The 17,765-nt window shown below is 67.8% G+C and carries 19 protein-coding genes; 10 read left to right on the top strand and 9 right to left on the bottom strand.

Going from position 1 to position 17,765, the window contains the following annotated elements; genetic code table 11:
* Nucleotides 1–11 precede the first annotated feature (11 nt).
* The 3 genes from gatA to PVW48_RS09800 are packed head-to-tail and all read right to left on the bottom strand — an operon-like array spanning nt 12 to nt 2,493.
* The gene (gatA, locus tag PVW48_RS09810) at nt 12–1,499 is read right to left on the bottom strand and encodes an Asp-tRNA(Asn)/Glu-tRNA(Gln) amidotransferase subunit GatA (RefSeq protein WP_274581199.1); all 1,488 of its coding nucleotides are present in this window, start codon (nt 1,497–1,499) and stop codon (nt 12–14) included.
* 4 nt (nt 1,500–1,503) lie between these two features.
* Nucleotides 1,504–1,791 carry an Asp-tRNA(Asn)/Glu-tRNA(Gln) amidotransferase subunit GatC gene (gene gatC / locus PVW48_RS09805; RefSeq protein WP_012179447.1) on the bottom strand — a complete coding sequence of 96 codons (288 nt, stop codon included), beginning with the start codon at nt 1,789–1,791 and terminating at the stop codon, nt 1,504–1,506.
* Between the two features lie 36 nt (nt 1,792–1,827).
* Nucleotides 1,828–2,493: a ceramidase domain-containing protein gene (locus PVW48_RS09800; protein ID WP_274581198.1), complete on the bottom strand. Its 666-nt coding sequence runs from the start codon at nt 2,491–2,493 to the stop codon at nt 1,828–1,830.
* A 53-nt stretch (nt 2,494–2,546) separates the two neighbouring features.
* On the opposite strand from PVW48_RS09800, the gene PVW48_RS09795 reads away from it, so the two are divergent.
* The gene (locus PVW48_RS09795; protein ID WP_012179449.1) at nt 2,547–3,239 is read left to right on the top strand and encodes a metal-dependent hydrolase; all 693 of its coding nucleotides are present in this window, start codon (nt 2,547–2,549) and stop codon (nt 3,237–3,239) included.
* Between the two features lie 91 nt (nt 3,240–3,330).
* Complete coding sequence (locus tag PVW48_RS09790) at nt 3,331–3,972, top strand: DUF4760 domain-containing protein (RefSeq protein WP_274581197.1); 642 nt, start codon at nt 3,331–3,333, stop codon at nt 3,970–3,972.
* A gap of 166 nt (nt 3,973–4,138) precedes the next feature.
* Here the strand turns inward: PVW48_RS09790 and PVW48_RS09785 are convergent, their stop codons facing one another.
* Nucleotides 4,139–4,594 carry a nucleoside deaminase gene (locus tag PVW48_RS09785; RefSeq protein WP_012179450.1) on the bottom strand — a complete coding sequence of 152 codons (456 nt, stop codon included), beginning with the start codon at nt 4,592–4,594 and terminating at the stop codon, nt 4,139–4,141.
* A gap of 84 nt (nt 4,595–4,678) precedes the next feature.
* On the opposite strand from PVW48_RS09785, the gene PVW48_RS09780 reads away from it, so the two are divergent.
* The 6 genes from PVW48_RS09780 to PVW48_RS09755 all read left to right on the top strand — a co-directional run bounded on the left by PVW48_RS09780 (nt 4,679) and on the right by PVW48_RS09755 (nt 11,335).
* Nucleotides 4,679–5,647: a pseudouridine synthase gene (locus PVW48_RS09780; RefSeq protein ID WP_274581196.1), complete on the top strand. Its 969-nt coding sequence runs from the start codon at nt 4,679–4,681 to the stop codon at nt 5,645–5,647.
* Between the two features lie 361 nt (nt 5,648–6,008).
* Nucleotides 6,009–6,887, top strand: coding sequence for a 5-bromo-4-chloroindolyl phosphate hydrolysis family protein (locus PVW48_RS09775; RefSeq protein ID WP_012179452.1), 879 nt, complete (start codon nt 6,009–6,011; stop codon nt 6,885–6,887).
* 35 nt (nt 6,888–6,922) lie between these two features.
* The gene (locus PVW48_RS09770) at nt 6,923–8,116 is read left to right on the top strand and encodes a toxic anion resistance protein (RefSeq protein ID WP_274581195.1); all 1,194 of its coding nucleotides are present in this window, start codon (nt 6,923–6,925) and stop codon (nt 8,114–8,116) included.
* On the top strand, nt 8,113–9,060 hold the full coding sequence (locus PVW48_RS09765; protein ID WP_274581194.1) for a DUF2927 domain-containing protein: 948 nt from the start codon (nt 8,113–8,115) through the stop codon (nt 9,058–9,060). Before PVW48_RS09770 ends, PVW48_RS09765 begins: the two co-directional genes overlap by 4 nt.
* 22 nt (nt 9,061–9,082) lie before the next feature.
* The gene (locus PVW48_RS09760) at nt 9,083–10,213 is read left to right on the top strand and encodes an SPFH domain-containing protein (protein ID WP_274581193.1); all 1,131 of its coding nucleotides are present in this window, start codon (nt 9,083–9,085) and stop codon (nt 10,211–10,213) included.
* 6 nt (nt 10,214–10,219) lie between these two features.
* Nucleotides 10,220–11,335 carry a TFIIB-type zinc finger domain-containing protein gene (locus PVW48_RS09755; RefSeq protein WP_274581192.1) on the top strand — a complete coding sequence of 372 codons (1,116 nt, stop codon included), beginning with the start codon at nt 10,220–10,222 and terminating at the stop codon, nt 11,333–11,335.
* Between the two features lie 6 nt (nt 11,336–11,341).
* Here PVW48_RS09755 and PVW48_RS09750 read toward each other — a convergent pair whose 3' ends face one another.
* Nucleotides 11,342–11,761: an Hsp20/alpha crystallin family protein gene (locus PVW48_RS09750; protein WP_274581191.1), complete on the bottom strand. Its 420-nt coding sequence runs from the start codon at nt 11,759–11,761 to the stop codon at nt 11,342–11,344.
* Between the two features lie 164 nt (nt 11,762–11,925).
* On the opposite strand from PVW48_RS09750, the gene PVW48_RS09745 reads away from it, so the two are divergent.
* Nucleotides 11,926–12,852 carry a carbohydrate kinase family protein gene (locus tag PVW48_RS09745; RefSeq protein WP_274581190.1) on the top strand — a complete coding sequence of 309 codons (927 nt, stop codon included), beginning with the start codon at nt 11,926–11,928 and terminating at the stop codon, nt 12,850–12,852.
* Nucleotides 12,849–13,286 carry a D-aminoacyl-tRNA deacylase gene (gene dtd / locus PVW48_RS09740; RefSeq protein ID WP_274581189.1) on the top strand — a complete coding sequence of 146 codons (438 nt, stop codon included), beginning with the start codon at nt 12,849–12,851 and terminating at the stop codon, nt 13,284–13,286. Before PVW48_RS09745 ends, dtd begins: the two co-directional genes overlap by 4 nt.
* Before the next feature lie 120 nt (nt 13,287–13,406).
* Here dtd and PVW48_RS09735 read toward each other — a convergent pair whose 3' ends face one another.
* The 4 genes from PVW48_RS09735 to soxC are packed head-to-tail and all read right to left on the bottom strand — an operon-like array spanning nt 13,407 to nt 17,710.
* Nucleotides 13,407–14,675 carry an NAD(P)/FAD-dependent oxidoreductase gene (locus PVW48_RS09735; RefSeq protein WP_274581188.1) on the bottom strand — a complete coding sequence of 423 codons (1,269 nt, stop codon included), beginning with the start codon at nt 14,673–14,675 and terminating at the stop codon, nt 13,407–13,409.
* A 33-nt stretch (nt 14,676–14,708) separates the two neighbouring features.
* Entirely contained in the window at nt 14,709–15,416 is a 708-nt protein-coding gene (locus PVW48_RS09730; RefSeq protein ID WP_012179461.1) for a c-type cytochrome, read from the bottom strand.
* 4 nt (nt 15,417–15,420) lie between these two features.
* A complete protein-coding gene (locus PVW48_RS09725) occupies nt 15,421–16,449 on the bottom strand; it encodes a c-type cytochrome (RefSeq protein ID WP_274581187.1) in 1,029 nt (342 codons plus the stop codon).
* A complete protein-coding gene (gene soxC, locus PVW48_RS09720; protein ID WP_274581186.1) occupies nt 16,433–17,710 on the bottom strand; it encodes a sulfite dehydrogenase in 1,278 nt (425 codons plus the stop codon). The genes PVW48_RS09725 and soxC overlap by 17 nt, the downstream gene beginning before the upstream one ends.
* Nucleotides 17,711–17,765 lie beyond the last annotated feature (55 nt).

The following is a 17,765-nucleotide window of genomic DNA, read 5'->3' as shown; positions in this document are numbered from 1 at the left end:
TTTGTGCCAACTTACCACCAGCGGTTCGGCTTTGCCACAAAGCCAGCCGCCTGCTCCAGCGCGTAGGCCGTGTTGAGCAGGTCGCCCTCTTCCCAGGGCCGCCCGATCAGTTGCAGGCCCAGCGGCAGCCCCTGCTTGTCCAGCCCCGCGGGCACCGAGATCCCCGGCAGCCCGGCGAGGTTCACGGTCACCGTGAACACGTCGTTGAGATACATCTGCACCGGGTCCGCCTCGGCCATCTCGCCCAGCCCGAAGGCCGCGGACGGTGTGGCCGGCGTCAGGATCGCGTCCACGCCCGCGGCGAACACCTCGTCGAAATCCCGCTTGATCAGGGCGCGCACCTTCCGCGCCCGGTTATAATAGGCATCATAGAACCCCGCCGACAGAACGTAGGTCCCGATCATGATGCGGCGCTGCACCTCGTGCCCGAAGCCCTCGGCGCGGGTCTTTTCGTACATCTCGGTAATGCCGTCGCCCTGGGCGAGCTTGGCCCGATGCCCGAACCGCACCCCGTCATAGCGCGCCAGGTTCGACGACGCCTCGGCGGGTGCGATCACGTAATACGCAGGCAGCGCGTATTTCGTGTGCGGCAGGGTGATAGCGCGCAACTCCGCGCCCGCGTCGCGCAGCATCTCGGCGCCGCGGGACCAGAGCGCCTCGATCTCCTCGGGCATCCCGTCCATGCGGTATTCCTTGGGAATGCCGATCACCTTGCCGCGAATGTCGCCGGTCAGCATCGCCTCGAAATCCGGCACCGGCAGGTCGGCAGAGGTCGAATCCTTGGGGTCGTGCCCGGCCATTGCCCCCAGCATGATCGCACAGTCGCGCACATCCTTGGTCATGGGCCCCGCCTGGTCCAGCGACGAGGCAAACGCCACGATCCCCCAGCGCGAGCAGCGGCCATAGGTCGGCTTGAGGCCGGTGATCCCGACGAAGGCCGCGGGCTGGCGGATCGACCCGCCCGTGTCGGTCCCGGTGGCCGCGAGACACAGATCCGCCGCCACCGCGGAGGCCGAGCCACCGGACGACCCGCCCGGGGTCAGCGCCGTATCCTCGTTGCCGCGCCGCCACGGGTTGACCGCGTTGCCATAGGTCGAGGTCTCGTTGGACGAGCCCATGGCGAACTCGTCCATGTTCAGCTTGCCCAGCATCACCGCGCCCGCGGCGAAGAGCTGGCTGGTCACGGTGCTCTCGTATTCCGGCTTGAACCCGCCCAGGATCGCGGAGGCCGCCTGGGACGGCACGCCCTTGGTGCAGAAGAGATCCTTGATCCCCAGCGGGATGCCGCACATGGCGGGCGCATCTCCGGCCGCAAGCCGCGCATCCGCCTCCTCGGCCTGGGCGCGGGCCAGGTCGGGAGTGTTGTGCACGAACGCGCCCAGCGCACCCGCGCCCTCCACCTCCGCCAGGCAGGCCTCGGTCAACTCGGTGGCGGTGATCTCGCGGGCGCGCAGCTTGTCGCGGGCCGCGGCGATGGTCAGGGAGGACAGCTCCGACATGAGTCTACTCCACAACCTTGGGCACGGCGAAAAACCCCTCGCGGGCATCGGGCGCATTGGACAGGACCGCCGCCTGCTGGTCGCCATCGGTGACCACATCTTCGCGGCGTTTCAGGCGCATGGGCGTGACCGAGGTCATCGGTTCGACATCGTCCACGTCGACCTCGTTGAGTTGCTCGATGAACCCGAGGATGTGATTGAACTCCCCCGCCAGGGCGGGCAGGGCGTCGTCTTCGACCTTGATCCGGGCGAGCTTCGCGACCCGGCGGGCGGTCTCGATATCAATGGACATGGGGGTGTGGCTCCGGTCAGCACTGTTTGGGCGGGTTTAGCCTTGGGATGCGGGGCCTGCAAGCATGTGGCGGCGATAGACCTCGATCATCCAGCCGAGCATCACGCCGTTGAGGACATGCCACAGGAAATGGGTGCCCAGCGGGACTGCGGCGCAGAGCGGTTCGTCGATGGAACGGAAGGTCAGCGAGACGCAGAGGATCCCCGCCCCGATGGCGAGGCCGCGCGCGGTCCCGGGGGCGCGGCGGCGCAGCAGGATCGCATAGGCGAAGATCAGGACCGGCAGCGGCCAGTAGAAGGACGAGATGGCGAAGAAGGGGAGGGCCTCGAACACCGGGGTCAGGGCGGCGGTATAGGGGATATAAGCCGAGGCGCCGAGGGCCGAGGCCCATGCGCGCCAGCCCCAGAAGTCCCGGTTCGCCGCGAAAATATAGACCAGGGTGAAGCCCACGATGGGGATCACGTCGGCCAGGGCCGCCCAGACCTGCGCATGGGTGTGAAACAGGTAACTGCCCACCCCGATGGCCGCGAGCAACCCGCAGAGCACCCGGCCCAGGGGCAGGGATGCGGCGCCGATCCGCCGCCACATCACCCAGGCGGCGATCAGAAACGCGGCATTGGTCAGCGCATTGACCGGCTCGGCCCAATAGGACGGGTCCACCCGCTCGCAATAGCCGTCGATCTGCCGCAGCAGGCCTTCCATTCTGGTCCCTCCTTGCTAGGCTGGCAGCTAGGTGCAAGAGGGAGAGAGACCAGATGAAAATCACCTGGATGGGGCATGGCAGTTTCCGGATCGAGATCGCGGATCAGGTGCTGCTGATCGACCCGTGGATCACCGGCAACCCGGTGTTTCCGGCGGATCGGCGTGACGCGGCGCTGGCGGGGGCGACCCATATCCTGATCACCCACGGGCATGGCGACCACACCGCCGATGCCGTGGCGCTGTCGAAGGAGCTCGGCGCGCCCATCGTGGGGATCTACGACCTGATGAGCTATTGGGCCGAGACCGAGGGGGTCGAGACCGTGGGCTTCAACAAGGGCGGCACGGTCATGCTGGGCGATGTGGCGGTGACCATGGTGAACGCGGTGCATTCCTCGTCGCTCGGCACGGATCACGGGCCGATGTATGCGGGCGCCGAGGCGGGCTTCATGATCAAGGGCGAGGGCCGGACGGTCTATGTCTCGGGCGACACGGATGTGATGGCGGACATGAAGGTGTTCAACGACCTGCACCAGCCCGAGATCGGCATCCTCGCCAGCGGCGGGCATTTCACAATGGACATGGAGCGTGCGGCCTACGCGGCACGGACCTTCTTCGATTTCAAGACGGTGATTCCGTGCCACTACAAGACCTTTCCCCTGCTGGCGCAATCGGCCCAGCCGCTGATCGACGGGCTGCCGGGCACGGATGTGCGCACGCCGGAGGTGATGGAGACGATCGAGCTGTGAGGTGGGGGTTGAAATGATCTGTGGAAGGGTCAATATGTCCTCAACCGAAACATGCAGGAGGCCAGACCATGCCCCGTGAAGGTGCCATTCTGTGACTGCCGAGCAGGCACAACAGATCATCCAGCTTTTGGAGAACGGGCCGCCAACGCAATGGTGGCCCTTTCTGTTGGTGCCGATCGCCACGGCGCTCGGCGCTGTTCTGGGCGTTGCAGCCGCCAGCTTCGCCATCGTCACGCAACGCTCGATTTCGAAACGCAAGAACACGCTCGACGTCATCATGCAATTCGAGTCCGACCCCGTCTATCGGGCCGCGGTCAGGACCTATCGCCAGTTCCGCGAAGGCAGGATCACGGTCGATGCGTTGCTCGAACCCAGGACCGATGCCGACCAGACCTACAAGGATCACATGAACACCTTTTGGAACTGGCATGAGGCGGTGGCGCTCGGTATTCGCCGGGATACGCTCGACGACGAGATCCTGATGCGCTGGTGGGGAGAGCCAATGGTTGTGACCTGGAACCATTCGGTGGTCGCGATCAACAGGTTTCGCAAGGTGAACAACACAAAGCGCCAGTTCAAGAATTACGAGGTCGTCGCGCGCGAATTCGCGAGACGGCTGCAGAAGATCAGCGCCCTGCCCCCGGCCTTCAAGGAACCGGAGCAACGCAACGCGTTGCCTTTCCGGCTACGGGATCGGTGGTTCGGACTGCGACCGCCACCGATTGCGGAATAGCGCTGCTGGCGAGAAGGTTAAGAGCCGGACGGCAGTCCGGGGCTGATCCGCCGACAAGTTTTTTCGCAAAACCGGGCTGGATCAAGGGCTTCCAGAGATTTGTTTCGCGCGCGAAACATTACGGTTCTTGAATAGGTTACCGCATGACGGGCCGTGCCATGGGCCGTCAGGGGCGTCGCGCGGCGAAAAAATCCTTCAGCAGCGCCTCGGCTTGCGCCGCGGCGATGCCGTCGATGACCTCGGGCACATGGTGGCTCTGGGGGTGGGAGAAGACCCGCGCGCCATGGGCCACGCCGCCGGATTTGGGGTCCGCGGCACCATAGACCAGCCGGGCGATGCGCGCCGCGGCGATGGTGGCGGCGCAGATCGCACAGGGCTCCAGCGTGACGTAGAGCACCGCGCCGGGCAGCCGCTCGGACCCGGCGGCGGCGCAGGCGGCGCGGATCGCCAGCACCTCGGCATGGGCGGTGGGATCCGACAGCTCGCGGGTGCGGTTGCCGGCGCGCGCCAGCACCTTCCCCGCGGGATCGATCAGCACCGCGCCCACGGGCACCTCGCCGCGGGCGGCGGCGGCGCGGGCCTCGGCGAGGGCGATGTCCATATGGCGGGCGAAGGGCGACATGGGGAGGGTGATGCCGCGAGATCGCCCCGCTTGGCAAGGTGGAGAGGGCTTTCGCGCGGCGCCGGTCTCGGCTAAGCCCGCAGCATGGCTGACAACACCACTCCCCCCGGCGACCGGATCGCCAAGGTTCTGGCCCGCGCGGGCATCGCCTCGCGCCGGGAGGCGGAGCGCCTGATCGCCGAAGGTCGGGTAGCGGTGAACGGCAAGACCGTCGACAGCCCCGCGCTGAACGTGACGGAGGCCGACAAGATCACCTTCGACGGCACGCCCATCGCCGAACCGGAGCCGCCGCGCCTGTGGCGGTATCACAAGCCCGTGGGCCTGGTGACGACCGCGAAGGACGAGAAGGGCCGGGAGACGGTGTTCGACGCCCTGCCCGCGGACCTGCCCCGGGTGATGAGCGTCGGGCGGCTGGACCTGAATTCCGAGGGGCTGCTGCTGCTGACGAACGATGGCGAGATCAAGCGGCGGCTGGAGTTGCCCACCACGGGCTGGCTGCGGCGCTACCGGGTGCGGGTCAAGGGCGCGCCCACGGAGGACGACCTCGCCCCCCTGCGCGCGGGGATCGAGGTGGAGGGCGAGCGGTTCAAGCCGATGGAGGCGCGGCTCGACCGGCTTCAGGGGGCCAATGCCTGGCTGACCCTGGGGCTGCGCGAGGGGCGCAACCGCGAGATCCGGCGCGCCATGGGGGCGCTGGGGCTGGTGGTGAACCGGCTGATCCGCATCAGCTATGGCCCGTTCCGGCTGGGCGAGTTGAAACCGGGCGAGGTCGAGGAGATCAAGGGCCGCATCCTGCGCGAGCAATTGGGGCTGGAGAGCCCCGAGCCGCCCGTGGGCACCGCGCAGGCCAAGCCGAAACGCGGCCCAGGGCGCAAGCCCGGTGCAACGCCCGGTGGGAAGCCGACGGGAAAGCCCAGTAGGGCGCCGAATGCACGGCCGGGTGCCAAGCCGGGCGGCAAGCCAGGTGCGAAACCGGACCCCAAGCCGGGCGCGCGGGCCGGATCGGCCCGGCGCAAGGCCCCGGCGCGGCCGCGTCCGGAGCGGGGCCGTTAAGGCGGGGACAGGGCCAACACCGCCACGGGGCGGGAGTGGAGCCCAAAACCTTCCCCGCGGGGAAGGTTTCACTGCAATTTCAAGGCTTTATGTTGCGCATTCCGAGAAACCTGCGCGCGGGGCGTTAACCTTTGGCCCGGGTCCGGGCAGGCGGCGGCCTGTCCGCGGCGACCGAAATCCTGCCCGCTGGGCGAGAATCTCCCCTAGGCAGGGTTGCGGGCTAGGCGCTGGACGCGACACCGCCTATATTGAGGACAAACAGGGATCAGGGGCGAGATATGAGTGCGAGCGGGTTGCAGATTCTGGCCTATACGCTGTTGGCGGCGCTGATCCTCTATGCCGGTCTCGGCGGGGGGTTGGGATGAGCCAGCGGTTCGGCGGCAAATACAGCCCCGGCGGGTCGGGCGACCAGACGCCGCCCGTGGCCCCGGTGGCCCATGCGCGCCGCTCCAGGGTGGGCGCGCGGGTCAATGCGCTGTTTTTCCTGCCGCTTCCTCTCGGGTTCACGGCCTTTGGCAAACCCGCGGCCGAGATGTCCTACAGCATCGGGGGGCTTGTCCTGTTGCTGGGCGCGGCCTGGATGCTGCGCGAGGGGCTTCTGGCCGAGGAGGCCTATGACGCGCGCAAGGTGGCCAAGCGCCCCGCGATCCCGCGCAAGATCTTTGCCGCGGTGATGTGCGGCGTGGGGCTGGCCTTTGCCGGGCTGTCCAACGGGGTCGGCGCGATGGGCGCCGGGCTGTTCGCGGCGCTCGGCGCGGGGCTGCACCTGGCGGCCTTCGGGATCGATCCGCTGCGCGACAAGGGGGCGGAGGGGGTCGATGCCTTCCAGACCGAGCGCGTGGCGCGGGTCGTGGACGAGGCGGAGGCCTATCTCAAGGCGATGTCGGATGCGATCCTGCGGTCCGGCGACCGGCAGCTGGAGGTCAAGGTCGAGGCGTTCAAGGCCACCGCGCGGGAGATGTGCCGCCAGGTGGAGGAAGACCCGCGTGACCTGACCGCGGCGCGGAAATACCTGGGCGTGTATTTGATGGGCGCGCGGGACGCGACGGTGAAGTTCGCCGATCTCTATGCTCGCAACCGCGATGCCAGCGTGCGCGCAGATTATGTCGCCTTGCTCGACGATCTGACCGCGAATTTCACCGCGCGCAGCCAGGCGATGCTGCTCGATGACCGCTCGGACCTCGATGTGGAGATCGAGGTGCTGCGCGACCGGCTCGCCCGCGAAGGTGTGCGGGCCTGAGTCTTGACCCAGAACGATTGCAACCGGAGGACCCCATGTCAGACACCATTCGCGCCAAGGCCGAGGCCGCGCTCGCCGATGTCGAGGAAGTGACCGCCGCGGTCCTGCCGGAGCCGGCCACGGCGCTGGTCCCGCTGGCCGAGGCCGAGGCGCCCCTCGCCGCCGATATTCGCCGCGCGATGGACGAGATCGACATGGGCGACACCCAGTCGATCGTGCAGTTCGGCTCGGCGGCCCAGGCGGAGTTGCAGCAGATCAGCCAGTCGATGCTGGCCGGGGTGCGCAACAAGGATGTGGGCCCGGCGGGCGACAGCCTGCGCAACATCGTCACCACGATCCGGGGGTTTTCCATTTCCGAGCTGGATGTGCGGCGCGAGCGCAGCTGGTGGGAGAAGCTGACCGGCAAGGCCGCGCCCATGGCGAAGTTCGCGGCGCGCTACGAAGAGGTGCAGGGCCAGATCGACCGGATCACCGACGACCTGCTGGCCCATGAGCACACGCTGCTCAAGGACATCAAGTCGCTCGACAAGCTCTATGAGAAGACGCTGGAGTTCTACGACGAGCTGGCGGTGTATATCACCGCAGGCGAGGAGAAGATCGCCGAGCTGGACGCCACCACCATTCCCGCCAAACAGGCGGAGGTCGAGGCCGCGCCCGAGGACGACCAGGTGATGCGCGCCCAGGAGCTGCGCGATCTGCGCGCGGCAAGGGACGACCTGGAGCGGCGGGTGCATGACCTGAAGCTGACGCGGCAGGTCACGATGCAATCGCTGCCGTCGATCCGGCTGGTCCAGGAGAACGACAAGTCTCTGGTCACCAAGATCAACTCGACGCTCGTGAACACCGTGCCCCTGTGGGAGACGCAGCTGGCCCAGGCGGTGACGATCCAGCGGTCGCGCGAGGCCGCCGAGGCCGTGCGCGGGGCCAATGACCTGACCAACGAGCTGTTGACGGCGAATGCCGAGAACCTGCGCCAGGCCAACAAGGTGGTGCGCGAGGAGATGGAGCGCGGGGTGTTCGACATCGAGGCCGTGAAGCAGGCCAACGCCACCCTGATCGGGACCATCGAGGACAGCCTGAAGATCGCCGACGAGGGCAAGGCCCGCAGGGCTGCCGCCGAGGAGGACCTGCAGAAGATGGAAGCCGAGCTGCGCGACACGCTGGCCTCGGCCAAGTCCCGCGGCGACAAGACGGGCTACAACGCCGGGAGCGCCGTGCCCAAGGCATGATCGCGCGCTGGAATACGTGGCGCGCGGGTCTCGCGGCGCTTTGTGCCGGGCTGGCCCTGGCGGGCTGTGCGTTGGAGCCGGTCGCGCCCGTCACCTCCCCCGCGCCCACGCCGCGGGCTGTGCCGCCCGTGGTGTCGGAGGAGTCGCTGGAGGCCGCCGAGTTCTATGCCCGGTTCCAGCAGCGCCAGTTGGCCGCCGGGCTGATGCGCACCGACGGGGGTGGGCCGGACACGCCCTATAACGCGCGACAGCTGGCGGAGAATTTCGAGCGGATCGCGCTCTTTGACGAGTATACCCTGCGCGCGGGCCGGTTCGTGGCCGAGCAGTCCGAGAGCCGGTTGCGCCGCTGGGCCGGGCCGGTGCGGGTGCAGGCGATCTTCGGCCCCGCGACCCCGCCGGAGCGCAAGGCCCAGGACAGTGCCGCCTTGCGCGACTACACGCGGCGGCTCGCGCGGCTGACGGGGGCGGATATCCGCACCGGCACGGGGGGCGGCAACTACCATGTGCTGTTTCTGAACGTGGACGAGCTGCGCGCGGCGGGGCCGCTGTTGCGCGAGTTGATCCCGCAGATCGACGATGCGACCTTGCGCGACATCACGACGCTGGACCGGTTCACCTTCTGCTCGGTCTACGCGATCTCGACCCGGGCGGAGCCGTATACCTACACCACCGCCGTGGCGATCATCCGCTCCGAGCACCCGGACCTGATGCGGCTGTCGTGCATCCACGAGGAGATCGCCCAGGGCTTGGGGTTGGCCAATGACAGCCCCGATGCGCGGCCCTCGATCTTCAACGACGACGACGAGTTCGCGTTGCTCACCTCCCATGACGAGCGGCTGTTGCAGATGCTCTACGATCCCCGGCTGACCCCCGGTCTTACCCCCGAGGAGGCGCGCCCGCTGGTGCGCCAGATCGCCAGTGAAGTGATGGGCGGCGCAAGTTGAGCCCTGTGAAAGGACCCCTGCCATGAGTATCTTCGACTTCCTCTCCGGCCAGTTCATCGACGTGATCCACTGGACCGACAACACCCGCGACACGATGGTCTGGCGGTTCGAGCGGCAGGGCCACGAGATCAAGTACGGCGCCAAGTTGACCGTGCGCGAGGGGCAGTCGGCGGTGTTCGTGCACGAGGGGCAGCTGGCGGATGTGTTCACGCCGGGGCTCTACATGCTCGAGACCAACAACATGCCGATCATGACCAGTCTGCAGCACTGGGATCACGGCTTTCGTAGCCCGTTCAAATCCGAGATCTATTTCGTCAACACGACGCGGTTCAACAACCTCAAATGGGGCACCAAGAACCCGATCATGCTGCGCGATCCGGAGTTCGGGCCGGTGCGGATCCGGGCCTTCGGGACCTATTCGGTGCGCGTGGTGGACCCGGCGCGTTTCCTGTCGGAGATCGTGGGCACCGATGGCGAGTTCACCATGGATGAGATCAGCTTCCAGATCCGCAACATCATCGTGCAGGAGTTCAGCCGGGTGATCGCGGGTGCCGGCATTCCGGTGCTGGACATGGCCGCCAACACCGCCGAGCTGGGCAAGGGGGTGGCCACGGCGATCTCCGAGACCATCGCGGGCTACGGGCTGTCCTTGCCAGAGCTTTACATCGAGAACATCTCGCTGCCCCCGGCGGTGGAGGCGGCGCTCGACAAGCGGACCTCGATGGGTCTGGTGGGGGATCTGGGCAAGTTCACGCAATACTCGGCCGCCGAGGCGATGACGGCCGCCGCCAAGGCCGGCGGCGACAGTGGCATGGGGGCGGGCCTGGGGGCCGGCATGGGCATGGCCATGGGCGCGCAGATGGCCCAGGCCGGGCCCTGGGGCGCGCGCCCTGCCCCGGCCCCTGCGGCGGCCGCCCCGGTCGCGCCGCCGCCCCCGCCGGTGGAGCATGTCTGGCACATCGCCGAGGGCGGCCAGACCAAGGGCCCGTTTTCCAAGGCCGATCTGGGGCGCATGGCCGCCGAGGGCGGGCTGACCCGCCAGACCCATGTCTGGACGCCCGGGCAGGACGGCTGGATGCGGGCAGAGGATGTCACCGAGCTGGCGCAGCTTTTCACCATTCTGCCGCCCCCGCCCCCGCCGCCGGGCGCGTAACCGCCCATGAGCGACGAGACCACGGCCCCGGCCGAGCCTTCGATGGAGGAGCATCGCTTCCCCTGCGAGGCCTGCGGCGCCGATATGCGGTTCGAGCCGGGCGCGGACCGGATGGTCTGCGATCATTGCGGGAACGTGGCCGAGATCGAGGGGCTGGGCCCGTCGCCCCGGGGGATCGCGGAGCAGGACTACCGCGCCGCCCTGCGCCGCCCCGAGGGGCTGGAGCAGGAGGTCACGCGGGTGCTGTCCTGCCCCAACTGCGCCGCGCAGATCGAGTTCTCGCCCGAGGTGCATGCCGCCGAATGCCCCTATTGCGCAACGCCGGTGGTCACCGATACGGGCGCGCACCGGCATATCAAACCGCAGGCCATCGCCCCCTTCGTGCTGAGCGAAGACGCCGCCCGGAGCGCCATGACCGCGTGGCTCGGACGGTTGTGGTTCGCGCCCAACGGGCTGGCGGCCTACGCCCGCAAGGGGCGGCGGATGAGCGGCGTCTATGCCCCGTTCTGGACCTATGACGCGGCGACCCGCAGCCGGTATTCGGGGGAACGGGGCACGGTCTATTACACCACGCGGACGGTGATGCGCGACGGCAAGCCGACCACGGTGCAGGTGCAGAAGGTGCGCTGGCGGCGGGTGTCGGGCGCGGTGGCGCGGGCGTTCGACGACCTGCTGGTGCTGGCGGCGCGCAGCTTGCCCAAGGGGCTGACCGATGCGTTGCCGCCCTGGCGGCTGTCGGATCTCGTGCCGTACACGCCCGAGCTGATCGCCGGGTTCCGGGCCGAGGGCTACACCGTCGCGCTGGAGGACGGGATGGACGAGGCCCGCGCCGAGATGGACCGGATGATCGCCCGCGACGTGCGGTTCGATATCGGCGGGGATCGCCAGCGGATCCACGGGATCGAAACGCAGGTCTCGGACGTGACCTTCAAGCACATCCTGCTGCCGATCTGGGTGGCGGCCTACAAGTACAACGGCAAGAGCTACCGTTTCGTGGTCAACGGGCAGACCGGCAAGGTGGCGGGCGAGCGGCCCTATTCGATCTGGAAGATCGCCGGGGCGGTGGTGCTGGGCGCCCTTGTGGCGGGCGCCCTGGGGTATATCGCCGCGATGTCCGGTTGAGCCGCGTCAGCCCCTGGAGATCGGGATCTTGCGGGTGCCGCCGGTCTTCTCGGGGCTCTTCTTGCCGACGCTGACGGTCAGCACGCCATCCTTCATCTCGGCCGCGACGGCCTCTTCATCGGCATCGGGCGGCAGGCGGAAGCTGCGCGAGAAGCTGCCATACTGGCGCTCGGAGAAGTACCAGGTCTCGCCGCTCTCCTCGCGTTCGGATTTCTTCTCGCCCTTCACGGTGACGACGCCGTCATGGACGCTGAGCTCCACGTCGTCTTCGGCCACGCCGGGCAGTTCCATGCGGATGGTGTAGGCGGTGTCCTTGACGCTGGCCTCGGATGCGGGGGCCACCCATTCCGCGAGCTTCGACCCCATTGTCCGGAAGGGATCGGCAAGGCTCGGCCAGAAGCCGGTGGCGTGGGATTTCTCGACCATCTTGTCCTCCTTTTGTGCTGGACTCACTCCCGCGCCCATATGCGGCCGTTTGCGCGGCAATGTCCTTGATTCAGGTTAAATCCCAAGGATCAGCGGGACTGTGTTAGCGCTAGCGATTCGCGCGGCGGCGCGGTATTGCGGGGCAGGACAGGACGGAGGGTTCCATGATCTTGTGTGCGGGCGAGGCCCTGATCGACATGCTGCCGCGGGCGCTGCCGGACGGTACGGCGGGGTTCGCGCCGGTGGCGGGCGGAGCGGTGTTCAACACCGCGGTCGCGCTGGGGCGGCTGGGGGCGGATGTGGGGTTGGTGACGGGGCTGTCGCGGGACCTGTTCGGCGAGGTTCTGATGACTGCGCTGGCGGCTGCGGATGTGGACAGCGACATGGCGGTGCTGTCGGACCGCCCCACGACCCTGGCCTTCGTGACCCTGACCGACGGGCATGCGCAATACGCGTTCTACGACGAGAACACCGCCGGACGGATGCTGGCCCCGGCGGATATGCCCGACCCGGGGCCGGAGGTGGGCACGCTGTTCTTCGGGGGGATTTCCCTGGCGGTGGAGCCCTGTGCCGCGGCCTATGAGGCGTTGTGCCTGAAGGCCGCCGCGGGGCGGGTGGTGATGCTGGACCCGAATATCCGGCCCGGGTTCATCAAGGATGAGACGACGTTCCGGGCGCGGATCGACCGGATGCTGGCGGTGACGGATATCGTGAAGGTGTCGGACGAGGATCTGGCCTGGCTGATGGGGCCGGGGGATCTGGCCGAAAGTGCCGCGGCCCTGCGCGCGCGGGGGCCGGCGGTGGTCTGCGTGACCCGGGGCGGCGCCGGGGTGGAGGCCCATACCGCCACCGGCATCACCCATGTCGCCGCCGAAGCGGTGGAAGTCGTGGATACGGTGGGTGCGGGCGACACGTTCAACGCGGGCTTCCTGGCGGGGCTGGCGGAGGCGGGCGCGCTGGACAAGGCCCGCCTGCGGGCGCTGGACGCACCGGTGCTGACATCGGCCCTGCGGCTGGGCGCGCAGGCCGCCGCGATCACCGTCAGCCGGGCGGGCGCGAACCCGCCCTGGCGAGACGAGTTGCCACGATGAGGGCCCTGATCCAGCGGGTCACCGAGGCGTCGGTGCGCGTGGAGGGGGCGGTGATCGGGCGGACAGGGCCGGGGCTGCTGGTGCTGGTCTGCGGGATGCCCGGCGATACGGACCGGAACGTGGCGGCACTCGCGGGCAAGATCGCGAAGCTGCGGATCTTTCGCGACGCGGAGGGACGGATGAACCGGTCGCTGCTGGACGTGGGCGGCGGGGCACTGGTGGTCAGCCAGTTCACCCTGGCGGCGGACACCTCCCGGGGCAACCGGCCGGGGTTTTCCGCCGCCGCGCCACCGGAAGAGGGCGAGAGGCTCTACGAGGCCTTCGCTGCGGCCCTGGCGGAGACCGGCGTGGCGGTGGAGACCGGGCGGTTCGGCGCGGACATGGCCGTGGCCCTGGTCAATGACGGGCCGGTCACGATCTGGATGGAAGGGTAGCGCCCGGGGACCAAGGCGTTTCGAAACGCCTTGGACAAGCGCCTTGCAAGGCGCTTGGGACGCGATTTGCAAATCGCGTGACCAAGCCCGTTCGAACGGGCTTGATCGCCGCGGCGGCCGTCAGCCGAACATGTCGGTGGTGATGCCCGCGTACCAGCCGAGGCTTTCCTCGTAGGTGGCCTTGCGCAGCGCCGCATCCTCCCCGGTGTTGGAGATGAAGCCGGAGGTCTTGGCGATCTTCTCCTCCGTCGCCTCGTAGGACGCACCCACCTTCACCCCGTCCTCGGTGGCGATCAGCGACCAGCAGGTGTTGGAGAACTTCGCCGGGAACACGCGGCTGTCGGTGAGCGCGCCGCGCACGGCCATGGCCGCGACCTTGGCCTGGCTGTTGGCGGAGTAGCCGGATTTGGGCATGTCGCCCTGCTGGCTGGCATCGCCGAGCACGTGGATATTCTCATCCTCGCGGCTCTGCATCGTCGCGGGCACCACCGGCGCCCAACCTTCCTCGTTGGTCAGGTCCGCAAGCTCGGCGATGCGACCGGCTTTCTGGGCCGGGATCACGTTGCAGACATCGACCTTTTCGACCACGCCGTCGACCACGACCTCCATGGCGTCGGGCCGGACCTCGACCTTGTCGCCGCCGAAATCCGGGCCGATCCGTTCAACCATGCCGGCATAGTGCTTCTGCCAGCCTTCCTCGAACAGCGCCTGTTTGGAGTATTTCTCCTTGGGGTCGACGATCAGGATCTTGGCGGTCGGGTTCGTCTGGGTCAGGGCATGGGCAACCATCGAGATCCGCTCATAGGGTCCGGGCGGGCAGCGATAGGGGTTGGGCGGCGCGACCATGGCATAGGTGCCGCCCTCGGGCATGGCCATGATCTGCGCCTTGAGCAACTGCGCTTGCGTCCCGCCCTTGTAGGCATGGGGCATCGCGTTCTGGGCCGCCAGGTCCCAGCCGGGGATCGCGCCGTCCTTGAAGTCGATGCCGGGGCTGAGGATCAGCCGGTCATAGGGGACCGAGCCGCCGCCCGCCAGCGCCACGGTCTTGGCGTCCCGGTCCACGCCGATGGCCCAGTCATGGACCACGTTGATCCCGTACTCGGATGCGAGCTTGCCATAGGAATGGCCCAGATCGTCATAGTCCTGGAACCCGCCGATATAGAGGTTCGAGAAGTAGCAGGTGAAATAGGTGCGCTGGGGCTCGATCAGGGTGACGTCGATCGCGCCCTGGCTGTCCTTGGCGATATAGCGCGCTGCCGTGGCCCCGCCGGAGCCGCCGCCGACCACGACCACGCGCGGGCGACCCTGGCCGCGCACCATGGGCGCCGCGAGGCTGGCCGATACGGCGGCGCTGGTGGCGATGAAGTGGCGTCTTGAAAGTGCAGTCATGGTCTTCCTCCCGATGCGACCCTGACCTGTCCCCTAGTCAGGATCCTTGAAAAAGGCTGCGAGCGCGGCAATCTCCTCGTTGCTCAACCGGCCGGCGATCATCTGCATGACCGGATGCGGGCGCAGCTTGGTCTTGTATGCGTGCAATGCGAGCACAAAATCCTCTTCCGGCCAATAGGTAATGGAGGGAATTCCCTGATCTGTCCCGTCAATCTGGTGACAGGAGGTGCATTCGGACGAAAGATAGGCCCCCCACTCCGCATCCCCTTGCAGCGCCAGCACATCCGGCGGCAACTCGGGCACCGACGGCAGGGCCGTCGGTTCGGCCTCGGGGATGTCGGCGGGACTGGCGGTGAAGTCGCGCATGTAAGCCAGAAGGTCGGCGCGGTCCTGCGCCTCCGGCATGCCGCGGTAGCTCATCCGGGTGCCCGATACCAGCGCGCGGGGATTGGCGATATAGGCGTCGAGCGTGCGCAGGTCCCAGATCAGCCCGTCCGCCCCCATGCGCAGCATCCCGTCGGAATAACTGAACCGTTCGATGCTGCCGGCGCGGCGGCCGTAGATCTCGTTCAGGTGAGGGCCCACCCGGCTTTCGGCGCCGTCGCCGATCTGGTGGCAGCTTGCGCATTGGCGAAAGAGTTGCGCGCCGCGCTCCGGGTCACCGATTTCGTCCGCGGGGGCGGCACCGGTCAGCCCGACCAGCGCCGCCGCCCACAGCAGGGGTGTCAGCTTACCCTGCATTCCGTCACTCCTGCGCTTGCAGGAAGGCCACGATGGCCGCGAGGTCCTCGTCCTTGCGCAGGCCCGGGAAGGACATCTTGTTGCGCGGAAGGAATTCCTTGGGTTTGGCCAGGAACGCCTTGAGGGTTTCCGCATCCCAGACGAGGCCTTCCTCCGCGCGCTCTTCGAGGGCCTTGGAATAGCGGAAATCCGCAACGGCCCCGGCGGGCTGCCCGACGATTCCGGTCAAGACCGGGCCAACGCGGTTCTGGGCGCCCTCGCCCACCTGGTGACAGGCCGCGCACCGCTTGAACACCTTTTCGCCGGCGGCCACCAGTTCGGGGTCGGGTCCGGCGGGGGCGGCGGCCTGGATGACCTCCGGCTCCGGAGCCGGGGCGGCGGCGCTGTCATCCTCCGGGGTCACGTCGAGGACGCGGGCGCGCATGGTGATTTCGACGCTGTCCTTGCAGTCGGTCATGCAGGGCGCGGTGCTGAAGACGGGGTATTCGGTCTCGGCCCGGTCATCGACGATGAAGCCGTCCGCGTTGGGCATCTCGACCTCGAGGAAATTCTCGTGGGACAGGACGAAATCGTCCTCCACCAGGAAGTTCGAATAGAGAATGTAGGCGACGATCGCATAGACCTCGTCATGGGTCAGGGATTGCGCGTTGCCATAGGGCATGGAGCGATGCACGTAGTCCCAGGCGGTCGACAGGTAGGGCCAGTAGGAGCCCACGGTCTTGACCGGGTCCTCGTCGGCCAGGGTGTCGTCGCCGCCCGCGAGTTCGGGCCAGTTGTCCACGCCTTCGGCAAAGACCCCATGGCAGACCGAGCAGTAATCCACGAACAGCTCTTCGCCATCGGCGACGGAGCCGGAGCCGGGCGGCAGGCCGCGCCCGTCGGGGCGCACGTCCAGATCCCAGGCCTTGATCTCGGCCTCGGTCGCGGGGCGGCCCAAGCCGAGCGTGTCGGCCAGCACCGGCGGCGCGGCGAGGGTCAGCGCGCACACAAAGGCCGGGGCGGCGGCGGTCAGGAGCTTAGGAAACCTCGACATTCTCTGCCTCCCCGGTTTCGCGCACCCACCAGGTCTGGATGCCGTTGTTGTGGTAGATCGAGTTCAGCCCGCGCATCTCGCGCAGCTGGTTCTTGGTGGGCTGGACGTAGCCGGTGCTGTCATGGGCGCGCGATTGCAGCAGCATTTCTTCGCCCTGCCAGTCGTGGTCGAGATAGAACCGGGTCAGCGCCTTGTCGGTGCCCGGGGCGGCGAGCCGCGCCTCTTGCCAGTTCTTGCCGCCATCGAGGCTGACATCGACGCGGGTGATGGACCCGCGGCCGGACCAGGCCAGCCCGGTGATCACCAGCGGCCCCTTGCCGTGGGTGATGGGGGCCTGCGGGCTGGGGGAGGTGACGACGGATTTCGCGTCCATCTCCCATGTCCATTTGCGGGCGGTGCCGTCCTCGAGCACGTCGGTGTATTTGCTGGTTTCCTCGCGGCTTTCCACGGGGCCGTCCATCACCTCGACGCGGCGGAGCCATTTGACCCACATGTTGCCTTCCCAGCCCGGCACCACCAGGCGCACCGGGTAGCCGTGTTCCTTGCGCAGCGCCTCGCCATTGGCCTTGAACGCGACGAGCACGTCGTCGAGCGCCTTGACCATGGGGATGGAGCGGCCGTTGGACGAGGCATCGGCGCCTTCGACGAAGACCCATTTGTCGGCGAGATCCCCGGCCGCATCGAGTCCGGCCTCGTTCAGCAGGGTGCGGAGCGGGATGCCGGAATATTCCATGTTGTGGATCATGCCGTGGGTGAACTGCGCGCCGTTGAGCTGCGCGCCGGCCCATTCCATGCCCGTGTTCGCGGCGCATTCGCAGAAATAGACGTGGTTTTCGCGCGGGAAGCGTTCGAGATCGGCGTAGGTGAACACCAGGGGGGTGTCCACCAGCCCGTTGATCATAAGCCGGTAGTCTTCCTTGGGCAGGTTGATGGCGCCGGAATGGTGCCGCTCGAACGCGCAGCCTTGGGGGGTGATCGTGCCGTCGAGGGCATGGATCGGGGTGAAGTTGATCGAGCTGATCGTGTCGGCGGTCAGCCATTCGACATTGCGGCGGACCACGTCGCTCTCGTATTCGATGGGCATCCCGTAGGGGGTGGCGTCCACGCCGTCGCCGAAGCTCTGCGCCCAGGGCTGCACCTCGGTGATCAGCGGGTCGTCCGCGGCGCGGGCGGCCCCGGCGGTAGCGGCCCCGGCGGTGACGGCGGCGGCGCCTTTGAGGAACCCGCGGCGTCCTGGATCAGAGGGGTTTGATGTGCTCATGCTGTCCTCCCGAAAACATGATCGGAATGATATTCAGATGTTTGAATAAGTAAAG

Source organism: Dinoroseobacter sp. PD6 (assembly GCF_028807315.1).
In the GTDB taxonomy this organism is placed as follows: Bacteria; Pseudomonadota; Alphaproteobacteria; order Rhodobacterales; family Rhodobacteraceae; genus Dinoroseobacter; species Dinoroseobacter shibae.
This window is presented reverse-complemented; position numbering and strand designations above follow the sequence as displayed.